This window comes from Dyella sp., from assembly GCF_035503745.1.
Lineage (GTDB): Bacteria > Pseudomonadota > Gammaproteobacteria > Xanthomonadales > Rhodanobacteraceae > Dyella_B.
Genome location: NZ_DATJTC010000005.1, coordinates 92,181 through 115,029 on the forward strand (window position 1 = coordinate 92,181; position 22,849 = coordinate 115,029).

A 22,849-nucleotide genomic window follows, 5' to 3' on the forward strand; every position below is an offset into this window, starting at 1 on the left:
ATAGGCTGCGCTCGCTTGGGAAAAGGGCGGCAAAAGCCGGCTGCCAGCGCGGCCTGCCCAGGCCGGGGTATCAACCGGCGAGCTCCGAATCGTTACACTTTGCGGATGAGCAAACTGTCAGCATCCCCTTTGCCGGTACAGCGCGCCAACGAGCTGCGCCAACGGATCGATCACGCCAACTACCTTTACTACGTGCTCGACGATCCGCAGATCCCCGACGCCGAGTACGACGCCCTGATGCGCGAGCTGGAGGCGCTGGAACAGGCCCATCCGCAGTTGGCGACGCCCGATTCGCCGACGCGCCGCGTAGGTGCCCGCGCCCACGGCGGCTTTGCCCAAGTGCGGCATGCGCTGCCGATGCTCTCCTTGAACAATGCCTTCGAACAGGAGGGCAGCGACGACCGCGACCGCTACCGTGAGATCGTCGAATTCGAACGTCGCGTCGAGCAAACCCTGGGTCGCAGCCAACCGGTGTTCTCGGTGGAACCGAAACTGGATGGCCTGGCGATCAGCCTGCGTTACGAGAACGGCATCTTCGTGCAAGGCGCGACACGTGGCGACGGTGAAACCGGCGAGGATGTCACCGCCAATCTGCGTACCGTGCGCGCCATCCCCTTGCGCCTGCGCGGCGAGGATTGGCCGCGCGTGCTTGAAGTGCGTGGCGAGGTGATCATGCTGCGCAAGGATTTCGAGGCATTCAACGCCTATGCGCGAGAGCATGGCGAAAAGACCCTGGCCAATCCGCGCAACGGTGCCGCCGGTTCGCTGCGACAGCTCGATCCGGCCATCACCGCCAAGCGCAAGCTCAGCTTCTACGCCTATGCGGTGGGCGTAGTCGAGGGGCAGGAACTGCCGCCGACCCATTCCAGCACGCTCAAGCAATTGCGCGGTTGGGGTTTTCCGGTGTCGCCGGAAGTGGACATCGCCACCGGTTTCGATGGTTTGATCGCCTATTTCAAGCGCATTGGCGCCAAGCGCGACCGCCTGCCTTACGACATCGATGGTGTGGTCTACAAACTGGACGACTACGCCGGGCAGCGCGACATGGGGTTCGTTGCGCGCGCGCCGCGTTGGGCGATCGCGCACAAATTTCCCGCGCAGGAACAAAGCACCACGGTCGAGGCGATCGAAATCCAGATCGGCCGCACAGGCGCCGCCACGCCGGTGGCGCGCCTGGCACCGGTGCAAGTGGCTGGCGTGACCGTCACGAACGCCACCTTGCACAACGCCGACCAGGTGGCGCGGCTGGACGTGCGCATCGGCGACACCGTCATCATTCGCCGTGCGGGCGACGTCATTCCCGAAGTGGTGCGCGTCATTCCCGAAAGACGGCCGCAAAAAGCCAGGCCCTGGCACATGCCCACGCTCTGCCCCGTGTGCGGATCGGCACTGGTGCGCGAAGAAGGCGAGGCGGCATGGCGCTGTTCCGGCGGGTTGATCTGCGCCGCGCAACGCAAGGAGGCGCTGATCCATTTCGCTTCGCGCCGCGCCATGGATATCGAAGGCATTGGCGAGCGTTTCGTCGATGCGCTGGTCGATTTCGGCTATGTGCACACGCCAGCCGATCTCTACGGCCTGACGCTCGCACACTTCCTTGAGATGAAGCAACGTGCCGACGAACGCGACGGCACCACGCCCGAAACCGTCAAAGCGGGCAAGATCGCCACGAAATGGGCGGAAAACCTGGTCGAGGCCATCGAGGCCAGCAAGCACACGACGCTGGCGCGGTTTCTTTATGCGCTGGGTATCGTGCACATCGGAGAGAGCACGGCTAAGACCTTGGCGAACTGGCTGGGAAGTTTGCAGTGGGTGCGCAGCGCGCCGGCGGCGATCCTGCGGGAATTGCCCGACATCGGCGGCGAAGTGGCCGGTTCGATCGAGGCGTTCTTCGCGCAGGAGGGCAATCGTGCGGTGGTCGATGCGCTGCTGAAGGCGGGCATCCGTCTGACCGATGAAGCCATGCCATCGCCCCGGCTGCATCAAAAGCTGAGCTTTGCCGTCTTGCTGGAAAGCGCGGGCATCAACGGCGTGGGACGCCGCAATGCCCAATGGCTCGCCACCCATTTTCCGACGTCCGCCAAGTTACGCAGCGCAGGCAGCGCACATTGGATCACGGCTGGCCTGCCTCAGAACGCCGCCGTGAATTTGGAGCAATATCTTTCCGACGAGGCGCGATTCAAGGCGCTGCACAATGCAGAAATGGCGATGCATCATCTGCTGGCGGCTGCTCCACAAGAGGACGTCGGCGACGACAAACTGCCGCTATCGGGGCAGACCGCCGTACTCACCGGCACGCTGGCAAGCATGGGCCGCGACGAAGCGAAGGAGAAGCTCGAAGCCCTCGGCGCGAAGGTGGCCGGCAGCGTGTCGAAGAAAACCCATTTCGTGGTAGCGGGCGAGTCTGCCGGATCCAAGCTCGACAAGGCACGGGAGCTTGGCGTGGAGGTGTGGGACGAGCAACGCCTGCTCGATCTGTTCAAGAAGCACGGAGGCTAAGGCGTATGGACACCCATACTGTGACGCCATTTCGCAACCGCCTGCAGGGACGCGCCCAGCTCTACGCGCTGATTCGCGCGTTCTTCGCCGAACGCGGCGTGCTGGAAGTGGAGACGCCAATCCTGTCCGCGGCCGGCAATACCGATCCGAACATCGAAAGCTTCAACGCGCCTTTCAGCGGTCACGTCGACGCGGGTGCGCGCGAACGTTGGCTAAGGACCTCGCCCGAACACCCATTGAAGCGGCTGCTGGCCGATGGCGTGGGCGACTGCTACGAACTGGGTCGCGTATTTCGCAATGGCGAAGCAGGTGAACGGCACAATCCCGAATTCACCATGCTGGAGTGGTATCGCGTGGGCTGGAACCACCGGCAATTGATGGAAGAGACCATCATGCTGGTTGAAAGCGCGCTCGCACTCGTGGGGCGGCGCGCGGAAGTGTTGATCGAGGGCTACCGGCAATTTTTCATCGACGAACTGGGTGTCGATCCGCTGCACGCCCAGATCGACGCATTGCGCGAGCCGCTGGCCCGCTACGACATCGATCCGGCGGGTCTCACACGCGACGACTGGCTGGATTTGCTGATTACCCACCTGCTACAGCCGGCTTTTCCCCGCGATCGCATCACGGTCATTCACGACTACCCGGCCAGCCAGTCCGCGCTGGCGCGGATCCGGCCGGGTGATCCGCCGATGGCGGAACGATTCGAGTTGTACCTGGGGCCTTATGAACTGGCCAATGGCTATCATGAATTGAACGACGCGGCCGAGCAGCGCGCGCGTTTCATGCGCGACAACGAGCGCCGCCGCGAACGCGGCCTTCGTGAAATGCCGATCGACGAGCAACTGCTCGCGGTACTTGGCGACATGCCAGACTGTGCCGGCGTGGCGCTGGGCATCGAGCGCTTACTGATGTGCCTGGCGGGAACGGACAAGATCGGCGATGTGCTGGCCTTCCCCTTCTCAAGGGCCTGAACGCATCATTCACCCAGCGGCTTTTTTTGGGTCAACCCAAGTTCGATCGCGTACTTGAACAGATCGGCGTCGTTGTCGATGCCAAGCTTGCGCATGGCATTGACCTTTTGCGTGCTGATGGTCTGTTTGCTGCGCTTCATTTTGTCCGCGATGGCGCTGATGCTGGCGCCACCGACGTATAGCGCGATCACCTCCGATTCGCGTTGCGAAAGACGCGGGTAGTTGCCGGCCGGCGGCAATGCCCTGAGCGTGCTGGCAATGCTGGGGGAGTGGTAGCGGCGACCGATGCGCGTGGCCTGTACGGCGGCGCGCAAATGCGACATGTCATCGGTCTTGCTGAGAATGGCGTTGACGCCATACACCATCAGGCTGCGAATTAACGCCAGCTTCTCGATGCCCGTAAGCACCACGATGCGCAGGTCCGGGTAATGGCGGCGGATGAACGCAATCAGCTCAAGGCCGTCGCCATATTGCCCGCCCGGCATGGCGTAATCGGTGATGAGAATGTCGCAGGGACGAGCATTGAGAAGGGTAATAAGCTGTGTCGAATCGGCAACGGAACCTACTCGCTCGACGAAGGGCATGTCGTCGAGCGTGGCCTCGATGCCCATTCGTATGACTTGGTGGTCGTCAGCCACTACGACCCGGCTAAGGTTGTCCATCCTGGCAGCACCTATTTAATGCACTGCTTGAAGATACTAGCTCTAGTCTTACAGCGAAGATGTAGTGCAAAGACGACAATTCGTGTCAGCGTTGGCATACAAGACTTGTGCTAATTTATAGTCTCTTTTCGCGGTTCTGCCGTACGCAAGGAGCAGGGATTGACCATACGGGTTGCCGTCGCCGACGACCACCCGGCCTCGTTGGCCGGCATGGAACACGTGCTGTCCAGCGCCGGCAACCTGTCGCTGGTTGGCATGGTGACCAGCTCCACAGGGCTGATAGAACTGCTGGGCCGGACGCCCTGTGACGTCGTCGTCACGGATTTTTCCATGCCGCATGGGCGTTACGGCGATGGCTTGTCGCTGCTGCGATTTCTAAAACGGCGTTTTCCCACCACGCGTTTGGTGGTGCTTACCGGCATCGAAAACACAGCTGTCCTGCAGGGTATTTTGGGGGTCGGCTCGGTGGGGATCGTCAGCAAATCCGACGATTTGCAGCACCTGGAGCAGGCCATTGGCACGGCTTATGCCGGCGATCGCTACCTGTCGCCAGCGGTAGTGCGGATCCTTGCGCAGTGGAGCGCTAAAGCGAGTGCGTCCCAGTCGCTGCCGCAACTGAGCAAACGTGAAACCGAAGTGCTGCGCCTTTATGCGGAAGGACTTTCCGTGTCGGAAATCGGCACGCGCGCGGGGCGCAGCAGCAAGACCATCAGTGCGCAGAAAATGGCCGCGATGAGAAAGCTCGGCCTGCTGCGCGATGCGGATATCTTCAAATATGCGCTTGCACATGGTCTGGTCTCCGCTTCGGAGATGTCGCGGCAAAGGGCCAGGCAGACCGACGATGATGTGGGAAATGGCTGATACCGTGTACGGTAATGCTTAACTTTGAGTCGGCATTGCCTGACAGCGCGTTCGTCGCCATTCAGATAGACTTTTTGAACCTCGGGCCAATCTTGGACAGGCCCGCATTGCGCGGAGGCCCGTATCATTGGACGATTCGTACGACACGGAAGTCTATGCCGTACTGCTTAGCTTCGGCATGCTCAACAAGGCGCAGCGCCATGCGTTCGCCGAACAGTTCAACCGGTTCACCTGGGGATCGGCGCAACTGCAACGCAGGTTGATGCAGCAATGGTCCGGACGATGCCGCGACGACGCAAACCCCATGACACGCATGATTGCCGAATCATCGGCAGTCTACGTCGCTACGCCGCGGAAAAGACGAGGTAGTAAAAAGCCGAGCGAGTGAAGCGCGTGCAGGTGCTCGGCTACCCAAGTCTTATACAGATGGCCAGCTTAGCAGCGCAGTGCCCGTTTGCCGGTGTGCGCACTGCTTTCCATCAACCCATGCGCTTGCACCGCGTCCTTGGCAGCAAAACCTGGTGAACGGCTGGCCGCAAATGCTTTTCGTCAAATAGCGGCCACCCGTGTTGGGTGAGATTGAAAGCTTCTGCTTGACTACGCGTGATGTGTGCGTGAGCTTTCTGGCCGACATACACACTTGCCAGAACACTTCGCCTATTGCGATACGGGTTATCGCGCAGTGTCGACAAGCACCAGTTCAGTGTCTGCGAGGGCTTTTACGTCCAGCGAGGGTTCGTTGAGAATGGCCACGCCGTCGCGCGCATCGATTCGTACGCCGTTGACCTCCACCGAGCCCTTGGACGGAACCAGATACGCGTAGCGATCCTTCTGCAGCGCATAGCGCGTGGTTTCGCCCGCCTTGAGCGTAGCGCCCAGTACGCGCGCGTTGGTACGCAGGGGCAGGGCGTCGCCATCTTCCTTGAAGCCGCTGGCCAGGGCCACGAAGCGCCCCGACCGCTCGCCGGCTGGAAACGGCTTGGCGCCCCAGGAAGGCGGCTGGCCGTGCTCATCGGGCATGATCCAGATCTGGAAGATGCGCGTGTCGCCCGGTTCCAGATTGTATTCACTGTGCGTGATGCCGGTACCCGCGCTCATCACTTGCACGTCGCCCGCCTCCGTGCGGCCCTGGTTGCCCAGGCTGTCGCGATGGGTGATGGCACCCTCGCGCACGTAGGTAATGATTTCCATGTCCGCGTGCGGATGCGGCGGAAAGCCGGTCTGCGAAGCGATGGTGTCGTCGTTCCATACGCGCAGCGCGCCCCAGCCCATGCGGCGCCCGTCGTGATAGTTGGCGAACGAAAAATGATGTTTGGCCTTGAGCCAGCCATGGTCGGCTCCGCCAAGGCTGTCAAAGGGGCGACGTTCGATCATGAGAGCACCTGTAACCTGAGTGATTGCGGCGGTCCCCAAGATAAGGCCAAGCAGCGATTCGGGTAGCACCTGAATCGGAAACAGTGTGTCGCCGCCGCGAACGGCGGCAAGGGCGCGGGGGCGGCCGCCGCGCCCTTGGGCACGATGGCTACTGTTTATCGGCGACGAAGGTGGTGGTGGTGCCGCGCAGCTTGTCGTGGACTACGACATTCATGGTGTGGCCGTCGGGCGCGACTTTCACTTCGGCGATGGAGATGGGCTTTCCATCGCGTTTGTCCGTCTCGGTAAAGCTGTTCGCGCCGGTCTTGGTCACCGTGACGCTGGTGATGCCCGGATCGCCCTGGTAGGGCGTCTCGGTACCGTCCATCTTGGCGTTGTAGGACTGGCCCGTCGGGGTGCTCATGTTCAAATGATCGCCATCGACCTTGAAGGTCATCACCAGGCCATTGTCGGACAGGCTCTGCATTTTGGTGTTGCGCCAGGAGCCTGATATGGCGTGCGCACCAACAGGGCCGGGCGCGACGCGAGAGAGGGTTGCCTTGCCGCTGACGGGCGCGGCGTCGGTATCGCTGCTGTCGGTGAACTCGACTTCGGCGGTCTTGCCGTCGGAGGAAACCGCGATCGTGGAGGTGGCCACGACCTTGCCATGCTTCTTGTCCGTTTCCTGGATGGTGTGGGCGTCGACAACCTTGATCGCGACCGAGTCGTAATACGGGTGGCCGGTGACGCTGTGGTCGTTGCCATCGGCCTTGACGCTGATGGCCGGCGTGCAGGTCTTGCATTGGTAGATGCCCTTCTCAAGCACCAGCACGTCGGGTTTGGCTGGCATGTGCACTTTGCCCAGATCGATCTTCCACGTTCCGTCGAAAGCGCTTTGCGCCATCGCCAATGCTGGCAGCAGAGAAAGCAGTACGACCCCTGACAACCATGACGTTTTCATCGTCGATCCTCCTTTGGGGTTGGATGGGTAACGGGGTGCCCGGGAACGCTGCAAAAACGCCCCTGCCGCTCGTTTTGCGCCCGAATGGCCACCCCGCCGAACAATGTACGCTGATGCATGCCCAACAGGTAGTGACTGCGGGCTTTAGCGAGAACCTTCGGCGTTCGATCCGGGCCGGCGATGTCCGCTCATTTCGTGTCCCGCGTCAGGGGAAAAGGCACGATGCCAGTGCGTGGAACTGAGCGAGATCAGGGTGACGACCAAAAAAGCCACCGAAAAATTGAGCCGGCTCGGCTCGCTGTTGTGGCTTGCGGCCATCGCGAGCTTCAGGATCAGCGCCCCGCAACACACGCCCACCGACAGCATCAGCTGCTGCAGGGTGGAGTAGAAGCTGTTGGCGGCGCTCATGCGATCGGTAGGCACGGACTCGTAGGCGATAGTGTTGTAGGCGGCGAACTGGAACGACATCACCACGCCGCAGCAGGTCAGCAAGCCGAACATCAGCCAGAACGGCCAGTCGGCCTGGAAAAACGCGCAACTGGCGTAGCTGAGGCTGGCCAGTACGCCGTTGTAGACCATGGCGCGGCGAAAGCCGATCCGGCGCAGGATGCGCGTGGTGAGCAGGCGCGCCGCCAGTGCGCCCAGGGAAATGGCCAGGATCAACTGGCCGCTGCGCAAGGCGGAAAACCCAAGGCCGATTTGCAGTAGCAATGGCAACAGGAACGGCTGCGCACCTTGCGTAATGCGCATCAGCGAACCTGAGATGACCGACAGCCGGAACGAATCGATGCGCAGCAAAGTGAGATCCACCGCCGGATTGGCGCAGCGGCGCGCGTGCCATACATATGCCAGGCAGGCTGCCACGCCCATGGCAACCAGCAGCACGCCGTTGCGCATGTCGGCGTTCTGGCCAAACAGCTCCAGCCCGAACAAGACGCACGACAGCCCGGCGCCGCAAAGTACAAAACCGAACCAGTCGAAGCGGGAAGGTTGGGTGAGGCTGTTCACGACGGGGATGTAGCGCCGCACCAGCCAGTAACCCAGTATGCCGATCGGCACGTTGATATAGAAAATCCAGCGCCAGTCGAAATACTCGACGATGAAGCCGCCCAGCGGCGGCCCGGCCATGGTGCCCAGAATCGCCGGGATCAGCGTCCACATCATCGACGACACGAGATGGCGGCGTTCCACCGTGCGCAGGATCACCAGCCGTCCGACCGGCGCCATCAAGGCGCCGCCAGTGCCTTGCAGCAGCCGCGCCGCCACCATCATTGGCAGCGTCTTGGTCAGCGAACACAGCATCGAGCCGATGATGAACACCACGATGGAACTGTTGAACACGCGCTTGGCGCCAAAGCGATCGGACATGGCGCCACTGACAGGAATCAGGATCGCCAGCGCCAGCAGGTAACTGGTCACCGCCGCACTCATGGCCGGCGCCGAAACATGGAAATCGCGCGCCATCGTCGGCAATGCCGTTGCCAGCACGGTGCCGTCCATTTGTTCGAGGAAGATCGCGCAACCGACGATCAGGGAGGTAATGCGGTAGTCGGGAAACACCGGCGGGGCGGGAGTGGGTGTGCCTGGGTTTTCCTCGCTCTGCAGGGGTAACACGTTGCATCCTTGAACGAGCGTGTGCAGCAAGGCAACACGGCACGCCGGCTAGGCTCGTCGAGATATCGGCACATGGGGTATGCGCCGCAATAGGTGCATTATTCGACGCCGGGGGCGGGCCATCAAGCAATAGGCTTTGCCGTCCGGGCAAAAAGAACGGCGCCGTTTAGGCACGGCGCCGTTTCCGTTCTTCACGCGGGGTGGACGATCAGAGCGCTTCGAAAATGCCCGCCGCGCCCATGCCCGTGCCGATGCACATGGTCACCATGCCGTACTTCTGCTTGCGGCGGCGCAGGCCGTGCAGCAGGGTTGCCACGCGGATGGCGCCGGTGGCGCCCAGCGGATGGCCCAGGGCGATGGCGCCGCCCAGCGGATTGACCTTGGCGGTATCCAGGCCCAGATCGCCGATCACCGCCAGCGCCTGTGCGGCGAAGGCTTCGTTGAGCTCGATCCAGTCCAACTGGTCTTGCTTGATGCCGGTGGCCTTGAGCGCCTTGGGAATGGCTTCTTTCGGGCCGATGCCCATGATGTCCGGGCGCACGCCGGCTACCGAGTAGCCCACGAAGCGGGCGAGCGGGGTGAGGTTGTAGTCCTTGATCGCCTGCTCGCTGGCCAGCAGCACCGCGCCGGCGCCGTCGGAGGTCTGCGAGGAGTTGCCGGCCGTCACCGTGCCGCCGAACTGGCCGTTGCGGAACACCGTCTTGAGCTTGCCCAGCACGTCGGGCGTGCTGCCGGCGCGCGGGCCTTCGTCGGTGTCGATCAGGCGGCTGTCGGTCTTGATGCCGCGCGTGGCCAGGTCGGGGTAGTGGTCGTCGAGCTTGAACGGGGTGATTTCGTCCTTGAATTGGCCGGCCTTGATCGCGGCCAGCGCGCGCTCGTGGCTTTGCGCGGCGAACGCATCTTGCGCCTCGCGCGACACCTTCCACTGCTTGGCCACGTTTTCGGCGGTGATACCCATGCCGTAGGCGATGCCGATGTGCTCGTTGTCGAAAATCCCGGGGTTCATGGCCACCTTGTGGCCCATCATCGGCACCATGCTCATGCTCTCGGTGCCGCCGGCGAGCATCAGATCCGCTTCGCCCAGGCGGATGCGGTCGGCGGCCATGGCCACGGCCTGCAGGCCGGAGGAGCAGAAGCGGTTGATGGTGACGCCCGGCACAGTGTCGGGCAGGCCGGCCAGCAGCAGGCCGATGCGCGCGACGTTCATCCCTTGCTCGGCCTCGGGCATGGCGCAGCCGATGATGACGTCGCCGATGCGGTGCGGATCGATCCCCGGCGCCTGCGCGAGCACGGCGCGGATCACATGGGCGAGCATGTCGTCCGGACGGGTGTTGCGGAACACGCCGCGTGGCGCCTTGCCGACCGGGGTGCGGGTGGCGGCGACGATGTAGGCGTCTTGCACTTGCTTGGTCATGGTCTTTGCTCCGTGGCGTCGCGCGAATCGCGGCGACGCCGTTTGGTTTTGATCGTCATCCCGGCGAAGCGGGATCCAGGGTCTTTGTGGTGATCCAGATCGCTGGGCTCCGGTGTGCGCCGGAGCGACGAGCGTCAGTTACGCAGCGGCTTGCCGGTGGTCATGGTGTGGGCGATGCGCGCCTGGGTCTTTTCCGTTTGCGCCAGTTCGACGAAGTGCTTGCGCTCCAGATCCAGCAACCATTCCTCATCGACCAGCGAGCCGCGCTCGATCGCGCCGCCGCACAACGCGTCGGCGATGCGCGTGGCGATCGCGACGTCGTGCTCGGACGCAAAGTAACCGGCCTGCAGATTGGCCAGCGAGGCCTTGAACGTCGCCGTGCCAACATCGCCGGCGACGGGGACGTTGCGGTCGTACAAGGGTGCGCGCCAGCCGCTTTCGGCAAGCGAGGCGGCCACTTGCTTGGCGACGTAGAGCAGTTCGTAGGGGTTGAACACCACCACGTCGCTGTCACGCAGCAAACCCATCTGCTTGGCTTCCAGCGCGCTGGCGGAAACCTTGGCCATCGCCACCGTTTCGAACACTTTCTTCAGCGCTTCGAACGGGTCGCCAGGATTGGACTGCGCGGCGCGGATCGCCAGTTCATGCAGTCCGCCGCCGGCCGGCAGCAGGCCGACACCGGCCTCGACCAGACCGATGTAGCTTTCCAGCGCGGCGACCGTACGCGCCGAATGCATCTGGAATTCGCAGCCGCCACCGAGGGCGAGGCCGCGCACGGCCGACACCACCGGCACCAGCGAGTGCTTGATGCGCATGCTGGTGCGCTGGAAGTTGGCGACCATGGCCTTGAAGTCATCGACCTTGCCGGCCTGCAGCAGGCCCAGTGCGCCTTTCAGGTCGGCGCCCGCGGAGAACGGTTCGCCGGTCTGCCAGATCACCACGGCCTTGAGTTTTTCCTCGGCGACGCCGATCGCGTGCTGGATGCCGTCGAGCACCTGGTCGTTGACCGTGTTCATCTTGGTCTTGAACGAGATGATGCCGACGCTGTCCTCGCCCAGCGTCCACAGGCGGATGCCGTCGTTTTCCCACACGGTGGTGCCCTGGTCGAACTTTTCGCCGAGGATCGGATCGGGGAACAGCTGGCGCTTGTAAACCGGATGCTGCGAGCGCGGCTTGTCGGCGTTGGCGGCGGCGGAGTAGGAGCCGTTCTTGCCATGCACGCCAGTGCGGCCGTCGGTAACCCATGCCGGCAGCGGTGCCTTGCTCATGGCCTTGCCGGCGGCGATGTCTTCGGCGATCCAGCCGGCCACTTGCTGCCAGCCGGCGGCCTGCCAGGTCTCGAACGGGCCGAGTTTCCAGCCGTAACCCCAGCGGATGGCGAAATCGACGTCGCGCGCCGTGTCGGCGATGTCGGCCAGGTGGTAGGCGGTGTAGTGGAACAGGTCGCGGAAAGTCGCCCACAGAAACTGCGCCTGCGGATCGGCCGATGCGCGCAGCTTGCCGAACTTCTCGGCGGGATCCTTGATGGCGAGGATCGCCGACACTTCGTCGGACGCTTTCTGTTCGGACGGACGGTAATCGCGCTTGGCCACGTCCAGCACCACAATGTCCTTGCCGGCCTTGCGATAGAAGCCGGCACCGGTTTTCTGGCCCAGCGCGCCTTGCTCGATCAGGCCGCTCAGCCACGCCGGCGCTTTGAAGTATTCGTGCCAGGGATCGTCGGCCAGCGTGTCGGCCATGGTCTTGATCACGTGCGCCATGGTGTCAAGGCCCACCACGTCGGCGGTACGGTAGGTGGCGCTCTTAGGGCGGCCCACGGCCGGGCCGGTCAGGGCATCGACGGTGTCAAAGCCCAGTTTGAACTGCTCGGTGTGGTGCATGGTGGCGAGCATCGAGAACACGCCGATGCGGTTGCCGATGAAGTTCGGGGTGTCCTTGGCATACACCACGCCCTTGCCGACCGTGGTGGTGAGGAAAGCTTCCAGCCCTTCGAGCACGGGGGTGTCGGTGAGCCGGGTCGGGATCAGTTCGACCAGATGCATATAGCGCGGCGGATTGAAGAAGTGCACGCCGGTGAAACGGTGGCGCAGTTCTTCCGGCAGCGCCTCGGCCAGGCCGTTGATGGACAGGCCCGAGGTGTTGCTGGCCAGGACGGCGGTCTTGGAGACGTGTGGTGCGATCTTCTTGTAGAGATCGAGCTTCCAATCCATCCGTTCGGCGATGGCCTCGATTACCAGATCGACGTCCTTCAGGTGCGCCAGGTCATCGTCGTAGTTGGCCGCAATGATGGCGGCGGCGCGGGTGTTGTCGGCCAGCGGCGCCGGGGAAAGCTTCTTCAGATTCTCGATGGCCTTGAGCGCGATGCCGCTCTTGGGACCTTCCTTGGCGGGCAGGTCGAACAGCACAGTCTCGACGTTGGCATTGGTCAGGTGCGCGGCGATCTGCGCGCCCATGACGCCGGCGCCAAGCACTGCGGCCTTGCGGATGCGTAGTGCCGACTTCGGTTGAGTTGGAGCGGTCATTGGCTTCTCCGAGGGTACGAATGCAAAACAGGATGAACGAAGCAGGTTGCAGCAGGGGGACGGCCGGGGAGGGCCGCACTGTGAAAATCAGGGGGCACTGAGACCGGCGGCGGAAAAACGGATCAGGTGCGCGGCGGTCTGCTCGCGATGGACGGTTTCGCTGACGTCGCTTTTGCGCTGGATGATGCCGAAGCCGGACATGGCATGGGTCAGGGCGCCGGTGACCAGGTCGATGCGCCAATAGAGCTCTTCCTTGCTCAGGTGGGGCAGCAGGCGGGCGAATTCGCCGGTGAATTGGCGCATCACGTGGCCGTAATTGTCCGACAGGAACCGGCGCAGGCTGTCGTCGTGCTCGGCAAAGGCGCGCGCCAGCACGCGCATGAACAGGCCGCCGCCGCCGTCGTGCGAAAGATCCAGAGCGGGGCGGATAAAGGCGGCCAGGACGTCCTCCAGGCTCGTTTCAGACTGCCCCATGACCTGCTTCAAGGCCGCCAGGCGACGGGCGTTGAGCTGGTCCAGGCGACGCTTGAACACTTCTTCGACCAGCTTGTCCTTGGAGCCGAAGTGGTAGTTCACCGCCGCGAGGTTCACCCCGGCGGCGGCCGTGAGCTGGCGTAGCGAGGCACCTTCAAAACCCCGCTGGGCAAACAGTGCTTCGGCGGAGGCGAGGATGCGTTCCTTGGTGGAGGCGGAGCTGTTCACGGCGATCGCCCATGGCAGGAAATCAAACGATCGTTTGAGACTACACGGATGGCGCGGGGGCAGTCAAACGGTCGTTTGCCGGAGGCCTCGGCCGGGGTTGCTTATGGGCTAGAATCTGTCAAACTTTCGTGAGCTAAATCCGCATTTCGTGACGCATTTAGTTCTACATTCGCTGACACGTAGTCAGGCCGCCCTTTTAAAAAAATCCGTAGACCCGGAGCAGACCGTATGGCGCTGGAGCGCACCCTTTCCATCATCAAACCCGATGCCGTCGCCAAGAATGTCGTCGGTGAAATCTATGCGCGCTTCGAGAAAGCGGGCCTGAAAGTCGTTGCCGCAAAGATGAAGCATCTTTCGCGCAAAGAGGCGGAAGGTTTCTACGCAGTGCATCGCGAGCGCCCGTTTTTCGGCGCGCTGGTGGAATTCATGATCTCAGGTCCAGTCATGATCCAGGTTCTGCAGGGCGACAATGCCATTCTCAAGAATCGCGATCTGATGGGCGCGACCAATCCCAAGGATGCCGCCAAGGGCACGATCCGCGCCGATTTCGCCGATTCGATCGATGCGAATGCCGTGCACGGCTCCGATGCCGCCGAAACGGCCGCGGTCGAAATCGCCTATTTCTTCGCCGCTACCGAAGTGTTTCCGCGCTAAGAGACGTGATGCAGGTGAATCAGGTAGAAAAGGTCAATCTGCTCGACTTCGATCGCCAGGGTCTGCGCGAGTTTTTCGCGCAGCTGGGCGAGAAGCCGTATCGCGCCGAGCAGGTGATGAAATGGATCTACCATCACCTGGAAGACAACTTCGAAAACATGACCGACGTGGGCAAGGCGCTTCGAGCAAAACTCGAGGCGTCTTGCTATATCGGCCCGCCCAAGACGATGTTCGACAAGGGCGCGGCCGACGGCACGCATAAATGGCTGCTCGGCATGGACGGCGGCAACGCCGTGGAAGCGGTATACATTCCCGAACCCACGCGCGGCACGCTGTGCGTTTCCTCGCAGGTGGGCTGCGGCCTGAACTGCCAGTTCTGCTCGACCGCAACGCAAGGCTTCAACCGCAACCTGGCCACGTCCGAAATCATCGGCCAGATGTGGGTGGCCGCCAAATACCTGGGCAACATCACGCACCAGAACCGCCGCATCACCAACGTGGTGATGATGGGCATGGGCGAGCCGCTGCTCAACTTCGACAACGTCGTGAAGGCGATGAGCCTGATGCGTGACGACCTGGGTTTCGGTCTCGCGTCCAAGCGCGTCACGCTGTCCACGGCGGGCCTCGTGCCGATGATCGACAAGCTTTCCCAGACCATCGACGTGTCGCTGGCCGTGTCGCTGCATGCGGCCAACGACGACTTGCGCACCGAACTGGTGCCGCTCAACAAGCGTTTTCCGATCGCCGAACTCGTTGCCGCTTGCCAGCGCTGGATCGCGCGCAAGCCCAGGACGTCGATCACCTTCGAATACACGCTGATGAAAGGCGTTAACGATCAGCCCGAGCACGCGCGCCAGTTGATCAAGCTGATGCGTCGCCTGCCCACGTGCAAGGTCAACCTGATTCCGTTCAACCCATTCCCTGGCACGCGCTTTGAGCGCTCCGAACCGGATGTGATCCGTTCGTTCCAGACGCAACTGCTCAACGCCAATATCCTGACCATGCTGCGCCGTACCCGCGGCGACGACATCGATGCCGCCTGCGGGCAGCTCAAGGGCCAGGTACTGGATCGCACGCGTCGCCAGGCCGAATTCCGCAAACGTCTGGACGAGGATGCAGCTCATGCGGCGTGATTGGATCCTGCTTGGCATCGGCATGGCGGTGTTGGTCGCGGGCTGTTCCAAGACGGATATGGTCGTGCCGCAGGCGCCGACGCCCAAGCTGCCGGAGGAAACGCGCGCGCAGAAGGCGCAAAACGCCGCCGACGTGCACACCCGCCTGGCCCAGCACTACATTGATATCAACGACCTGCAGGGCGCGCTGCAGAAGGTCAAGCTGGCCGTCATCGACGATCCCAACTACGTGCCCGCGCAAACGGTGATGGCGTACGTCTACGAACGCATCAACGACATGCCCAACGCGGAGATCCATTACCGCAGGGCGGTCGAGCTGGCTCCCACCAAGGGCGACACCAACAACAATCTGGGCGCGTTCCTTTGCCGCATAGGCAAGGTGCAGGAGTCCTTCGCGTATTTCAGCAAGGCGCTGGCCGATCCGTTCTACGCCACGCCCGACGCCGCACTGGACAACCAGGGCGTGTGCCAGTTGAAACTCAACGATCGCGTCGCTGCCGAAGCCAGTTTCCGCAGTGCGATAGAGCGCAATCCCACCAATGCGGGCGCGTTGCTGGAGCTGGCCAACGTGCTTTATATGAAGCACGACTACTTCAATGCCAGCGCTTATCTGCAGCGCTTCGACGCGCTGGGCAAGCCCAGCCCCGATTCGCTCAAGCTCGGCTATGACATAGAAACCCATCTGGGCGACAAGGATGCCGCTCAAACCTACAGCAAACGGCTTATGGACCAGTTCCCGGATTCGGAACAGGCCCAGGCCCTCAATCAAATCGCACGCCCATGATTTCCGAGCAGTCCCATCCGGTAGGCCAGGAGGAACAGTCCTCCCAGGTGCCCGCCACGACCGCAGTGAACATGGATCCGAACACTGCCGAATTCCGCTTCAATGAAGCTCCTGGTTTTGGCTCGCGCCTGCGCGCCGTGCGCGAGTCGCGCGGCCTGGACCTGGAAACGTGCGGCCATGCGTTGCGCCTGCCGGTGAAGGTTCTGCGCCAGCTCGAAAGCAACGAGTTTGAAGCCATCGACTACCAGGTGTACCTGAGCGGCTATATCCGCAAGTACGCGCGCTTTCTTGAGGTGGACGACGCCCAGATCGACGCCGCGCTCGCCAGGCTGCGTCCCGCTCAACCTCCTCTGATAGCCACCGGCGGCGTCTCGCATTCGCGCTATCTGCTCGACCGCTACGCCACGGCGGCCACCTACGTGGTGCTGACGCTGGTCATCGCGGTACCGACGGTATGGCTGGGCATGCGCGGCACGCTTACACGCGACATGAGCCATCTGGCACCTCTGGATGCCACGCCCGTCGCGCAGCAGGATGCGCGCGCCCCCGCCGCTCCGGCTCCTGCGGGCAGTACGGCGAAGGCGCCGCTCATGCCGGTGGCCAGTCCCACGCAAAACCTGGCGCAAGCCGCCGCCCGGGTGCCCGCTACCGCATCTTCCGCGCCGCGCCCGGCCGATCAGCAGCCGCTGCTGGCCTCGATGGTGCCGGTACCCAATCTCGATACGGATGCCAATGCGGCCCCGGCGCCGGCCAATGCGCCGGCGGCTTCGGTCGGCAGCGGCAGCCACACCCTGACGCTCAACCTGCCCAATGGCAGCTGGGTGGAGGTTACCGGCAAGGATGGTTCACGTCTTGAATATGGCCTGCTGCCCGCGGGAACGGTCAAAACCTATCGCAGCGACCAGCCGCTTGATGTGCGCATCGGCAATGCCACCGGCGCCGAGGTCAACCTCGATGGCCAGCCGGTGACGCTCGATCCCTACCGGCACTCGAACGTGGCGCATTTTCGCGTCGACATCCAGGATGGCAAGGCGGCTCCGGCCGGCGCCTGAGCGCGGCTCCGGCGTCCCTCGCTCATCCCCGATCGGTTATGCTTGCGCATTGTCCGTCCTACCGACGGGCAATGCCGGCTGCCCCCGGATAGCGGCGGCTTTCCAACACCCCCACTAGCGCTTCGCGGCGCCTCTCGCGACACGGTGATTGCATGGCATTTGATGCTTACGACGACTACGAACAAAGCGAACGCGTACAAAAGTGGCTTAAACAGAATGGCCTGTCGATCGTCGTGGGCGTGGTCATCGGTTTGATCGGTATTTTCGGCCTTCAGCAGTGGCGCAGCCACAAGGCGGCGCATCAGGCTGCCGCTTCGGAGCTGTACCAAGAATTGCAGCCGCTGCTGGACACCGGTAACAGCAACGCGGTCGATATCGTCATGCAGCACCTGATGAGCGACTACGCCGACACGCCATATGCGATGTTCGCCGTCAGCGACCGCGCCCGCCGTCAGGCGGAAGCCAAGCAATGGGACAAGGCACTGGAGTCGCTCAACTGGGCCGAGCAGCACGCGCCGAGCCCGGAGCTGAAGGCCCTGGTGGATCTGCGTATCGCCCGCGTACAGCTCGCCCAGGGCCATGCGCAGGATGCCTTGAGCGTCCTTGATCGCATCCCGGCCGGTGGCTACGCCGTGGTGGGACAGGAACTACGCGGCGATGCGCTGGTCAAGCTTGGACGGCGCGATGAAGCCCTCAAGGCTTATCAGGCCTCCATAAAGGCCATGGGCCCGCAGGCCCCCGAGGGCAATGAAGTGCAAATGAAAATCGACGATCTGGCCACGGCCGGGAAGCAGGGTGCATGAAACGTTTTTGGCTGATCGTATTGACCGGTTCGCTGGTGGCGCTCGCAGGCTGCCACTCGTTCAAGAAAGAAAACATCCAGCCGCCCACCCCGCTGGCCAAGGATTTCAAGCCCACCGTGCAGGTGTCCAAGGTATGGAGTGCGCGCGTGGGCCATGGCGCGGGCGTCAGCGGCGTGCGCATGCGGCCGACGATCGTGGACGGCGTGCTCTACGCCGCCAGCACCGATGGCGTGATCGATGCGTTCGATGCCGCCACCGGTAAGCAATTGTGGGAAAAGAAGACGCGCACGCACGGCTGGTTCGGCTGGGGCGACAGCAAGCGTCCTGATGCGTTCTATTCGGGCGGTCCGGCCGTTTCCGGTGACCTGCTGGCCATCGGTACGCTGGACGGCCATGTGTACGGCCTCAATGCCAAAGACGGCAGCCAGCGCTGGCTGATCGCCTTGCCGTCGGAAGTGATCGATTCGCCGACCATCGCCGGGCAGCTCACCATCGTGCGTACGCAGGATGGACGTGTGTATGGCCTGGACAGCAATACCGGCGAACGCCGCTGGGTGAACGACCAGGGCAACGTGCCGCTGCTCAGCCTGCGTGGCAATGGGCCGCTGCTGGTGGCCAATGGCGTGGTGTTCTTCGGCAGCGACGACGGCAAGCTGATCGCGCTGCGCCTGGATAACGGCGAAAAGCTGTGGGAGCAGAAGCTGTCCACCGGCGAAGGCCGCACCGACATCGAGCGCATGAACGACGCCGATGGCAGCATCCTGCTTGACGGCAGCAACCTGTACGCGGGCGCCTATCATGGCAGCCTGATGTCGGTGGACGGCCCCAGCGGCCGTCCGGTGTGGGCACGTCCGTTCTCTACCTACACCTCGCTCGCGGTGTCCGGCAACAGCCTGCTGGCGGTCAACGACGACTCCCAGGTGTGGGCGTTCGACAAGAGCAGCGGCGCCGACATGTGGAAGCAGGACGGCTTGAAATACCGCTGGCTGACGGCACCGGCCGTGCAGGGCGACTATGTAGTAGTCGGCGATATCGAAGGCTACGTGCACTGGCTGCAGATCGGCGACGGTGCGCTGGCCGCGCGCGAGCGCCTGTCCAAGAAAGCCATCCGTGGACAGCCCGTGGTCGCTGGCGGTCTGGTTTACGTGATCGACGTGCAGGGCCACCTGGTGGCCTATCGCCTCGGCGCGAAATAATTTCTGGAATCATGCTTCGTGCTGCCCGTCATCGCCCTGGTCGGTCGTCCCAACGTCGGTAAGTCGACCCTTTTCAATGCGCTGACGCGTAGCCGTGACGCCCTGGTCGCCGACATGCCGGGCGTCACGCGCGATCGTCACTACGGTGTGTGCCGCACCGGCCTGCAGCCGTTCGTCGTGGTCGATACCGGCGGCCTCTCCGGCGTCGAGGAAGGCCTGGACGCGCTGACCGCGCAACAGGTGCGCCTGGCCGTGGAAGAGGCCCAGGTGCTGGTGTTCGTGCTGGACGCGCGCGATGGCGTGCTGCCTCAGGATCGCAGCATCCTCGACGAACTGCGGCGCAGCGGCAAGCCGATCGTGGCGGCGGTCAACAAGACCGACGGCCTGGACGTGCAGCACGTGCTGGCCGAATTCGCCACCTTCGGTATCGCCCAAACCTTGCCGTTGTCGGCGGCGCACAATCGCGGCACCGAGGAGTTGATCGCCGCGGTCCTGCCCATGCTGCCGGAAGACGCGCACGAAGAGCAGGTCCCCGAAGGCGACGACAGCATCCGCGTCGCCATCGTCGGTCGCCCCAACGCCGGCAAGTCCACGCTCATCAACCGCCTGCTCGGCGAAGAGCGGCTGATCGTTTCGGATGTCGCCGGCACCACCCGCGACCCGATTCGCGTACCGCTGGAACGCGATGGCAAGCGCTATACCTTGATCGATACCGCCGGCGTGCGGCGCAAGGCGCGCGTCGAGGAAGGCGTGGAGAAATTCAGCGTCATCAAGACGCTGCAATCGATGGCGGCGGCGCAGGTCGTGGTGGTCATGATCGATGCGCGCGAAAATCTTGCCGATCAGGACCTTACCCTGATCGGACACGTCCTCGACGAGGGCAGGGCGCTGGTCATCGCCGTCAACAAGTGGGACGGCATGGATGCGTACGAGCGCGAGCAATGCCAGCGCGCCCTGGATCGACGCCTGGCATTTGTCGAATGGGCCAAGCACGTATTCATTTCGGCCAAGCACGGTTCGGGGCTGCGCGAACTGATGCGCGCCATCGTGCGCGCCCATACGGCGGCCACCAAGGAACTGGGTTCGTCCGATCTCACCCGCACGCTTGAACGCGCCTACGAAGGCTACCAGCCGCCGCTGGTGCGCGGGCACGCGCCGAAGCTGCGTTTCGCGCATCCCGGCGGCAACAATCCGCCCACGGTCGTCATTCACGGCAGCCGCACCAAGCACATTGCGCCGGCTTATCGCCGATACCTGGAAAACTTCTTCCGGCAGCGCTACAAGCTGGAAGGCACGCCTATTCGCATCGAGTTCCGCGACGGCGACAATCCCTTCGCCGGCAAAAAAAATGTGCTTACCGAAGGACAGCAGCGCAAGCGCCAGCGCATGATCCGCGAGATGAAACGCCGCAAGCGTTGAATCTACCGGCGGCATTGCCGGCTTTATGCCTGACGGGCTTACACTGTGCCGATGAGCGAATCCCTCGACCGCGAATCCTGGCTGGCCGCGTTGCGTCAACGCATTGGGGAAATCTCTCCCGCGGAGGCTTTTGCGCGACAGGCGCAAGGCGCGCTGCTGATCGATGTGCGTGAAGAAAATGAACGCGTCGCCGGCACGCCCGCAGGCGCGCTGCTGATGTCGCGCGGGTTTCTTGAACTGCGCATCGAAGATCACGAGCCCGATCGCGATCGCCCGATCCTCACCCTGTGCGCCAGCGGCCGGCGCTCACTGCTGGCGGGCGAAACGTTGCAGCGCATGGGCTATCGCAACGTGGCTTCGGTCGCCGGCGGTTTCGAGCGGTGGAAGAACGAAGGCCTGCCGATTGACGTCGGCCAACTGGATACCGATTCGGCCGAACGCTACGCAAGGCAGTTGCGCTTGCCGCAGGTCGGCGAAGCCGGGCAACTCAAGCTCGGGCGCGCCAGCGTGGTGCTGCTGGGCGCGGGCGGATTGGGTGCGCCCGCGGCGTTGTATCTGGCGGCGGCCGGCATCGGGCGAATCACCTTGATCGACGACGATCGCGTGGAGCGTTCGAACCTGCATCGACAAGTGATTCATGCCGATGCACGCGTCGGCATGGCCAAAACGGAGTCGGCGCGCATGACACTTGCCGCGCTCAATCCGCGCATCGAGGTGAATCTGCATACCGAACGCCTGCGCGCCGGCAATGTGGAAAGCCTGCTCGCAGGACACGATCTGGTCATCGATGGCGCGGACAATTTTCCCGCGCGTTATCTGCTGGCCGCGGCGACACGCCGGCTGAACATGCCGATGGTTTATGGCGCCGTCGAGCGTTTCACTGGGCAGGTGAGCGTGTTCGACCCGCGTCGCGACGATTCGCCTTGCTATCGCTGCCTCTTCCCCGAGCCGCCTGCCGCCGCCGATGCACCCAATTGCAGCGAAGCGGGCGTGCTTGGCGTCTTGCCCGGCATCGTCGGCCTGCTGCAAGCCACCGAGGCGCTCAAGCTGGTGCTGGAACTGGGAGATCCCCTGGTGGGGCGGCTGCTGTCGTTCGATGCGCTCGGCATGCGCTTTCGCGAAACGCGCCTGCCGCGCGATCCGGCGTGCCCGGGCTGCGGTGCGTCGGCGCCGTTCCAGGGCTATGAAGACGTCGAGCGATTCTGCGCCGCCCTTGTTTGACGATTGAGCCGGAAGCGGACGCGGCGCCACTGATGACTCGTGGCGCGTTTGCGTGCAAGCCACGATAATGGCCGCTCGGGACGGCCAGGACACCTCATGAACGCACGCATCCTCGACGGCAAGCGCATCGCCCAGGAACTGCTCGATCGCATCGGCAAGCGCGTCAGCGAGCGCAAGGCGCAGGGTTTGGTGGAGCCCGGGCTGGCTGTCGTGCTGGTCGGCGATGACGCGGCGTCTTCCGTCTACGTGCGCAACAAGCGCAAAGCCTGCCACCAGGTGGGCTTCCGTTCTTTCGACTACGACCTGCCATCCACCACCTCGCAGACCGAATTGTTCGCCCTGATCGACCGTCTCAACGTCGATCCGGCCGTGCACGGCATCCTGGTGCAGTCGCCGCTGCCCGAACACATCGACGAAGATGCCCTGGTCGATCGCATCGATCCGGACAAGGACGTGGATGGATTCCAGGCGGTGAATGTCGGCCGCCTGGCGTTGCGCCGCTTCGGCCTGCGACCTTGCACGCCCAAGGGCGTGATGATGCTGCTGGGGCACACCGATCGTCCGGTGCGCGGCCAGCATGCCGTGGTGGTGGGCGTGTCCAACCACGTCGGGCGGCCGCTCGCATTGGAATTGCTGATCGCCGGCTGCACCACCACCTGCTGCCACCGCTTCACACGCGACCTGGAAACCTATGTCCGCCAGGCCGACATCCTGGTCGTGGCCGTGGGCAAGCCGGGGTTGGTCAAGGGGGAGTGGGTCAAGCCTGGCGCGGTGGTGGTCGATGTGGGTATTAATCGCCTGGACGATGGGCGGCTGGTTGGCGACGTCGATTTTGACGTGGCATTCCAACGCGCCAGCTGGATTACCCCGGTGCCTGGCGGCGTCGGCCCGATGACCGTGGCGACCCTGATGGAAAACACCCTGGAAGCGGCCCAAGCGCGCCGCTAGCGACGCAGGCCGCGACGAGACATGGTTAATGCCAACTAAACGAATGCGCCCGTCAACGCATTTTTGCGCACCCACTGGCA

The 22,849-nt window shown here is 63.4% G+C and carries 20 protein-coding genes; 13 read left to right on the forward strand and 7 right to left on the reverse strand.

What is annotated here, in order from left to right:
- The first annotated feature begins 105 nt into the window (after positions 1–105).
- Both ligA and epmA read left to right on the forward strand, forming a co-directional pair.
- Positions 106–2,496: an NAD-dependent DNA ligase LigA gene (gene ligA / locus VME63_RS01415; protein WP_325429493.1), complete on the forward strand. Its 2,391-nt coding sequence runs from the start codon at positions 106–108 to the stop codon at positions 2,494–2,496.
- A gap of 5 nt (positions 2,497–2,501) precedes the next feature.
- Entirely contained in the window at positions 2,502–3,470 is a 969-nt protein-coding gene (gene epmA / locus VME63_RS01420; RefSeq protein WP_325429495.1) for an EF-P lysine aminoacylase EpmA, read from the forward strand.
- A gap of 5 nt (positions 3,471–3,475) precedes the next feature.
- Here the strand turns inward: epmA and VME63_RS01425 are convergent, their stop codons facing one another.
- Positions 3,476–4,132, reverse strand: a complete 657-nt coding sequence (locus tag VME63_RS01425; RefSeq protein WP_325429497.1) for a response regulator transcription factor — start codon at positions 4,130–4,132, stop codon at positions 3,476–3,478.
- 159 nt (positions 4,133–4,291) lie between these two features.
- On the opposite strand from VME63_RS01425, the gene VME63_RS01430 reads away from it, so the two are divergent.
- Complete coding sequence (locus VME63_RS01430; protein ID WP_325429499.1) at positions 4,292–4,993, forward strand: response regulator transcription factor; 702 nt, start codon at positions 4,292–4,294, stop codon at positions 4,991–4,993.
- 127 nt (positions 4,994–5,120) lie between these two features.
- Entirely contained in the window at positions 5,121–5,381 is a 261-nt protein-coding gene (locus tag VME63_RS01435) for a hypothetical protein (RefSeq protein ID WP_325429501.1), read from the forward strand.
- Positions 5,382–5,665: 284 nt separating this feature from the next.
- On the opposite strand, the gene VME63_RS01440 is transcribed toward VME63_RS01435, so the two are convergent.
- From VME63_RS01440 to VME63_RS01465, 6 genes are all read right to left on the reverse strand, one after another.
- Complete coding sequence (locus tag VME63_RS01440; RefSeq protein ID WP_325429503.1) at positions 5,666–6,367, reverse strand: pirin family protein; 702 nt, start codon at positions 6,365–6,367, stop codon at positions 5,666–5,668.
- A 148-nt stretch (positions 6,368–6,515) separates the two neighbouring features.
- On the reverse strand, positions 6,516–7,307 hold the full coding sequence (locus VME63_RS01445) for a hypothetical protein (RefSeq protein ID WP_325429505.1): 792 nt from the start codon (positions 7,305–7,307) through the stop codon (positions 6,516–6,518).
- Positions 7,308–7,451: 144 nt separating this feature from the next.
- On the reverse strand, positions 7,452–8,912 hold the full coding sequence (locus VME63_RS01450) for an MFS transporter (RefSeq protein WP_325429553.1): 1,461 nt from the start codon (positions 8,910–8,912) through the stop codon (positions 7,452–7,454).
- Between the two features lie 217 nt (positions 8,913–9,129).
- Positions 9,130–10,335: an acetyl-CoA C-acyltransferase gene (locus VME63_RS01455; RefSeq protein WP_325429507.1), complete on the reverse strand. Its 1,206-nt coding sequence runs from the start codon at positions 10,333–10,335 to the stop codon at positions 9,130–9,132.
- A 134-nt stretch (positions 10,336–10,469) separates the two neighbouring features.
- A complete protein-coding gene (locus VME63_RS01460; RefSeq protein ID WP_325429509.1) occupies positions 10,470–12,857 on the reverse strand; it encodes a 3-hydroxyacyl-CoA dehydrogenase/enoyl-CoA hydratase family protein in 2,388 nt (795 codons plus the stop codon).
- Positions 12,858–12,944: 87 nt separating this feature from the next.
- Entirely contained in the window at positions 12,945–13,559 is a 615-nt protein-coding gene (locus VME63_RS01465) for a TetR/AcrR family transcriptional regulator (protein ID WP_325429511.1), read from the reverse strand.
- 228 nt (positions 13,560–13,787) lie between these two features.
- Between VME63_RS01465 and ndk the strand changes: the two genes are divergently transcribed.
- From ndk to folD, 9 genes are all read left to right on the forward strand, one after another.
- A complete protein-coding gene (gene ndk / locus VME63_RS01470) occupies positions 13,788–14,213 on the forward strand; it encodes a nucleoside-diphosphate kinase (RefSeq protein ID WP_325429513.1) in 426 nt (141 codons plus the stop codon).
- An 8-nt stretch (positions 14,214–14,221) separates the two neighbouring features.
- Positions 14,222–15,346: a 23S rRNA (adenine(2503)-C(2))-methyltransferase RlmN gene (gene rlmN, locus VME63_RS01475; RefSeq protein ID WP_325429515.1), complete on the forward strand. Its 1,125-nt coding sequence runs from the start codon at positions 14,222–14,224 to the stop codon at positions 15,344–15,346.
- Positions 15,336–16,130 (forward strand): type IV pilus biogenesis/stability protein PilW, encoded by a 795-nt coding sequence (gene pilW, locus VME63_RS01480; protein ID WP_325429517.1) that lies wholly within the window; start codon positions 15,336–15,338, stop codon positions 16,128–16,130. Before rlmN ends, pilW begins: the two co-directional genes overlap by 11 nt.
- A gap of 71 nt (positions 16,131–16,201) precedes the next feature.
- Positions 16,202–17,182, forward strand: coding sequence for a RodZ domain-containing protein (locus tag VME63_RS01485; RefSeq protein ID WP_325429519.1), 981 nt, complete (start codon positions 16,202–16,204; stop codon positions 17,180–17,182).
- A gap of 152 nt (positions 17,183–17,334) precedes the next feature.
- The gene (locus tag VME63_RS01490; protein ID WP_325429521.1) at positions 17,335–17,985 is read left to right on the forward strand and encodes a tetratricopeptide repeat protein; all 651 of its coding nucleotides are present in this window, start codon (positions 17,335–17,337) and stop codon (positions 17,983–17,985) included.
- On the forward strand, positions 17,982–19,181 hold the full coding sequence (bamB, locus tag VME63_RS01495) for an outer membrane protein assembly factor BamB (protein WP_325429523.1): 1,200 nt from the start codon (positions 17,982–17,984) through the stop codon (positions 19,179–19,181). The genes VME63_RS01490 and bamB overlap by 4 nt, the downstream gene beginning before the upstream one ends.
- An 18-nt stretch (positions 19,182–19,199) precedes the next feature.
- The gene (gene der, locus VME63_RS01500; RefSeq protein ID WP_325429525.1) at positions 19,200–20,600 is read left to right on the forward strand and encodes a ribosome biogenesis GTPase Der; all 1,401 of its coding nucleotides are present in this window, start codon (positions 19,200–19,202) and stop codon (positions 20,598–20,600) included.
- A gap of 51 nt (positions 20,601–20,651) precedes the next feature.
- Positions 20,652–21,821: a molybdopterin-synthase adenylyltransferase MoeB gene (gene moeB / locus VME63_RS01505; protein WP_325429527.1), complete on the forward strand. Its 1,170-nt coding sequence runs from the start codon at positions 20,652–20,654 to the stop codon at positions 21,819–21,821.
- 96 nt (positions 21,822–21,917) lie between these two features.
- Positions 21,918–22,769 carry a bifunctional methylenetetrahydrofolate dehydrogenase/methenyltetrahydrofolate cyclohydrolase FolD gene (gene folD, locus VME63_RS01510; RefSeq protein WP_325429529.1) on the forward strand — a complete coding sequence of 284 codons (852 nt, stop codon included), beginning with the start codon at positions 21,918–21,920 and terminating at the stop codon, positions 22,767–22,769.
- The last annotated feature ends 80 nt before the right edge of the window (positions 22,770–22,849 follow it).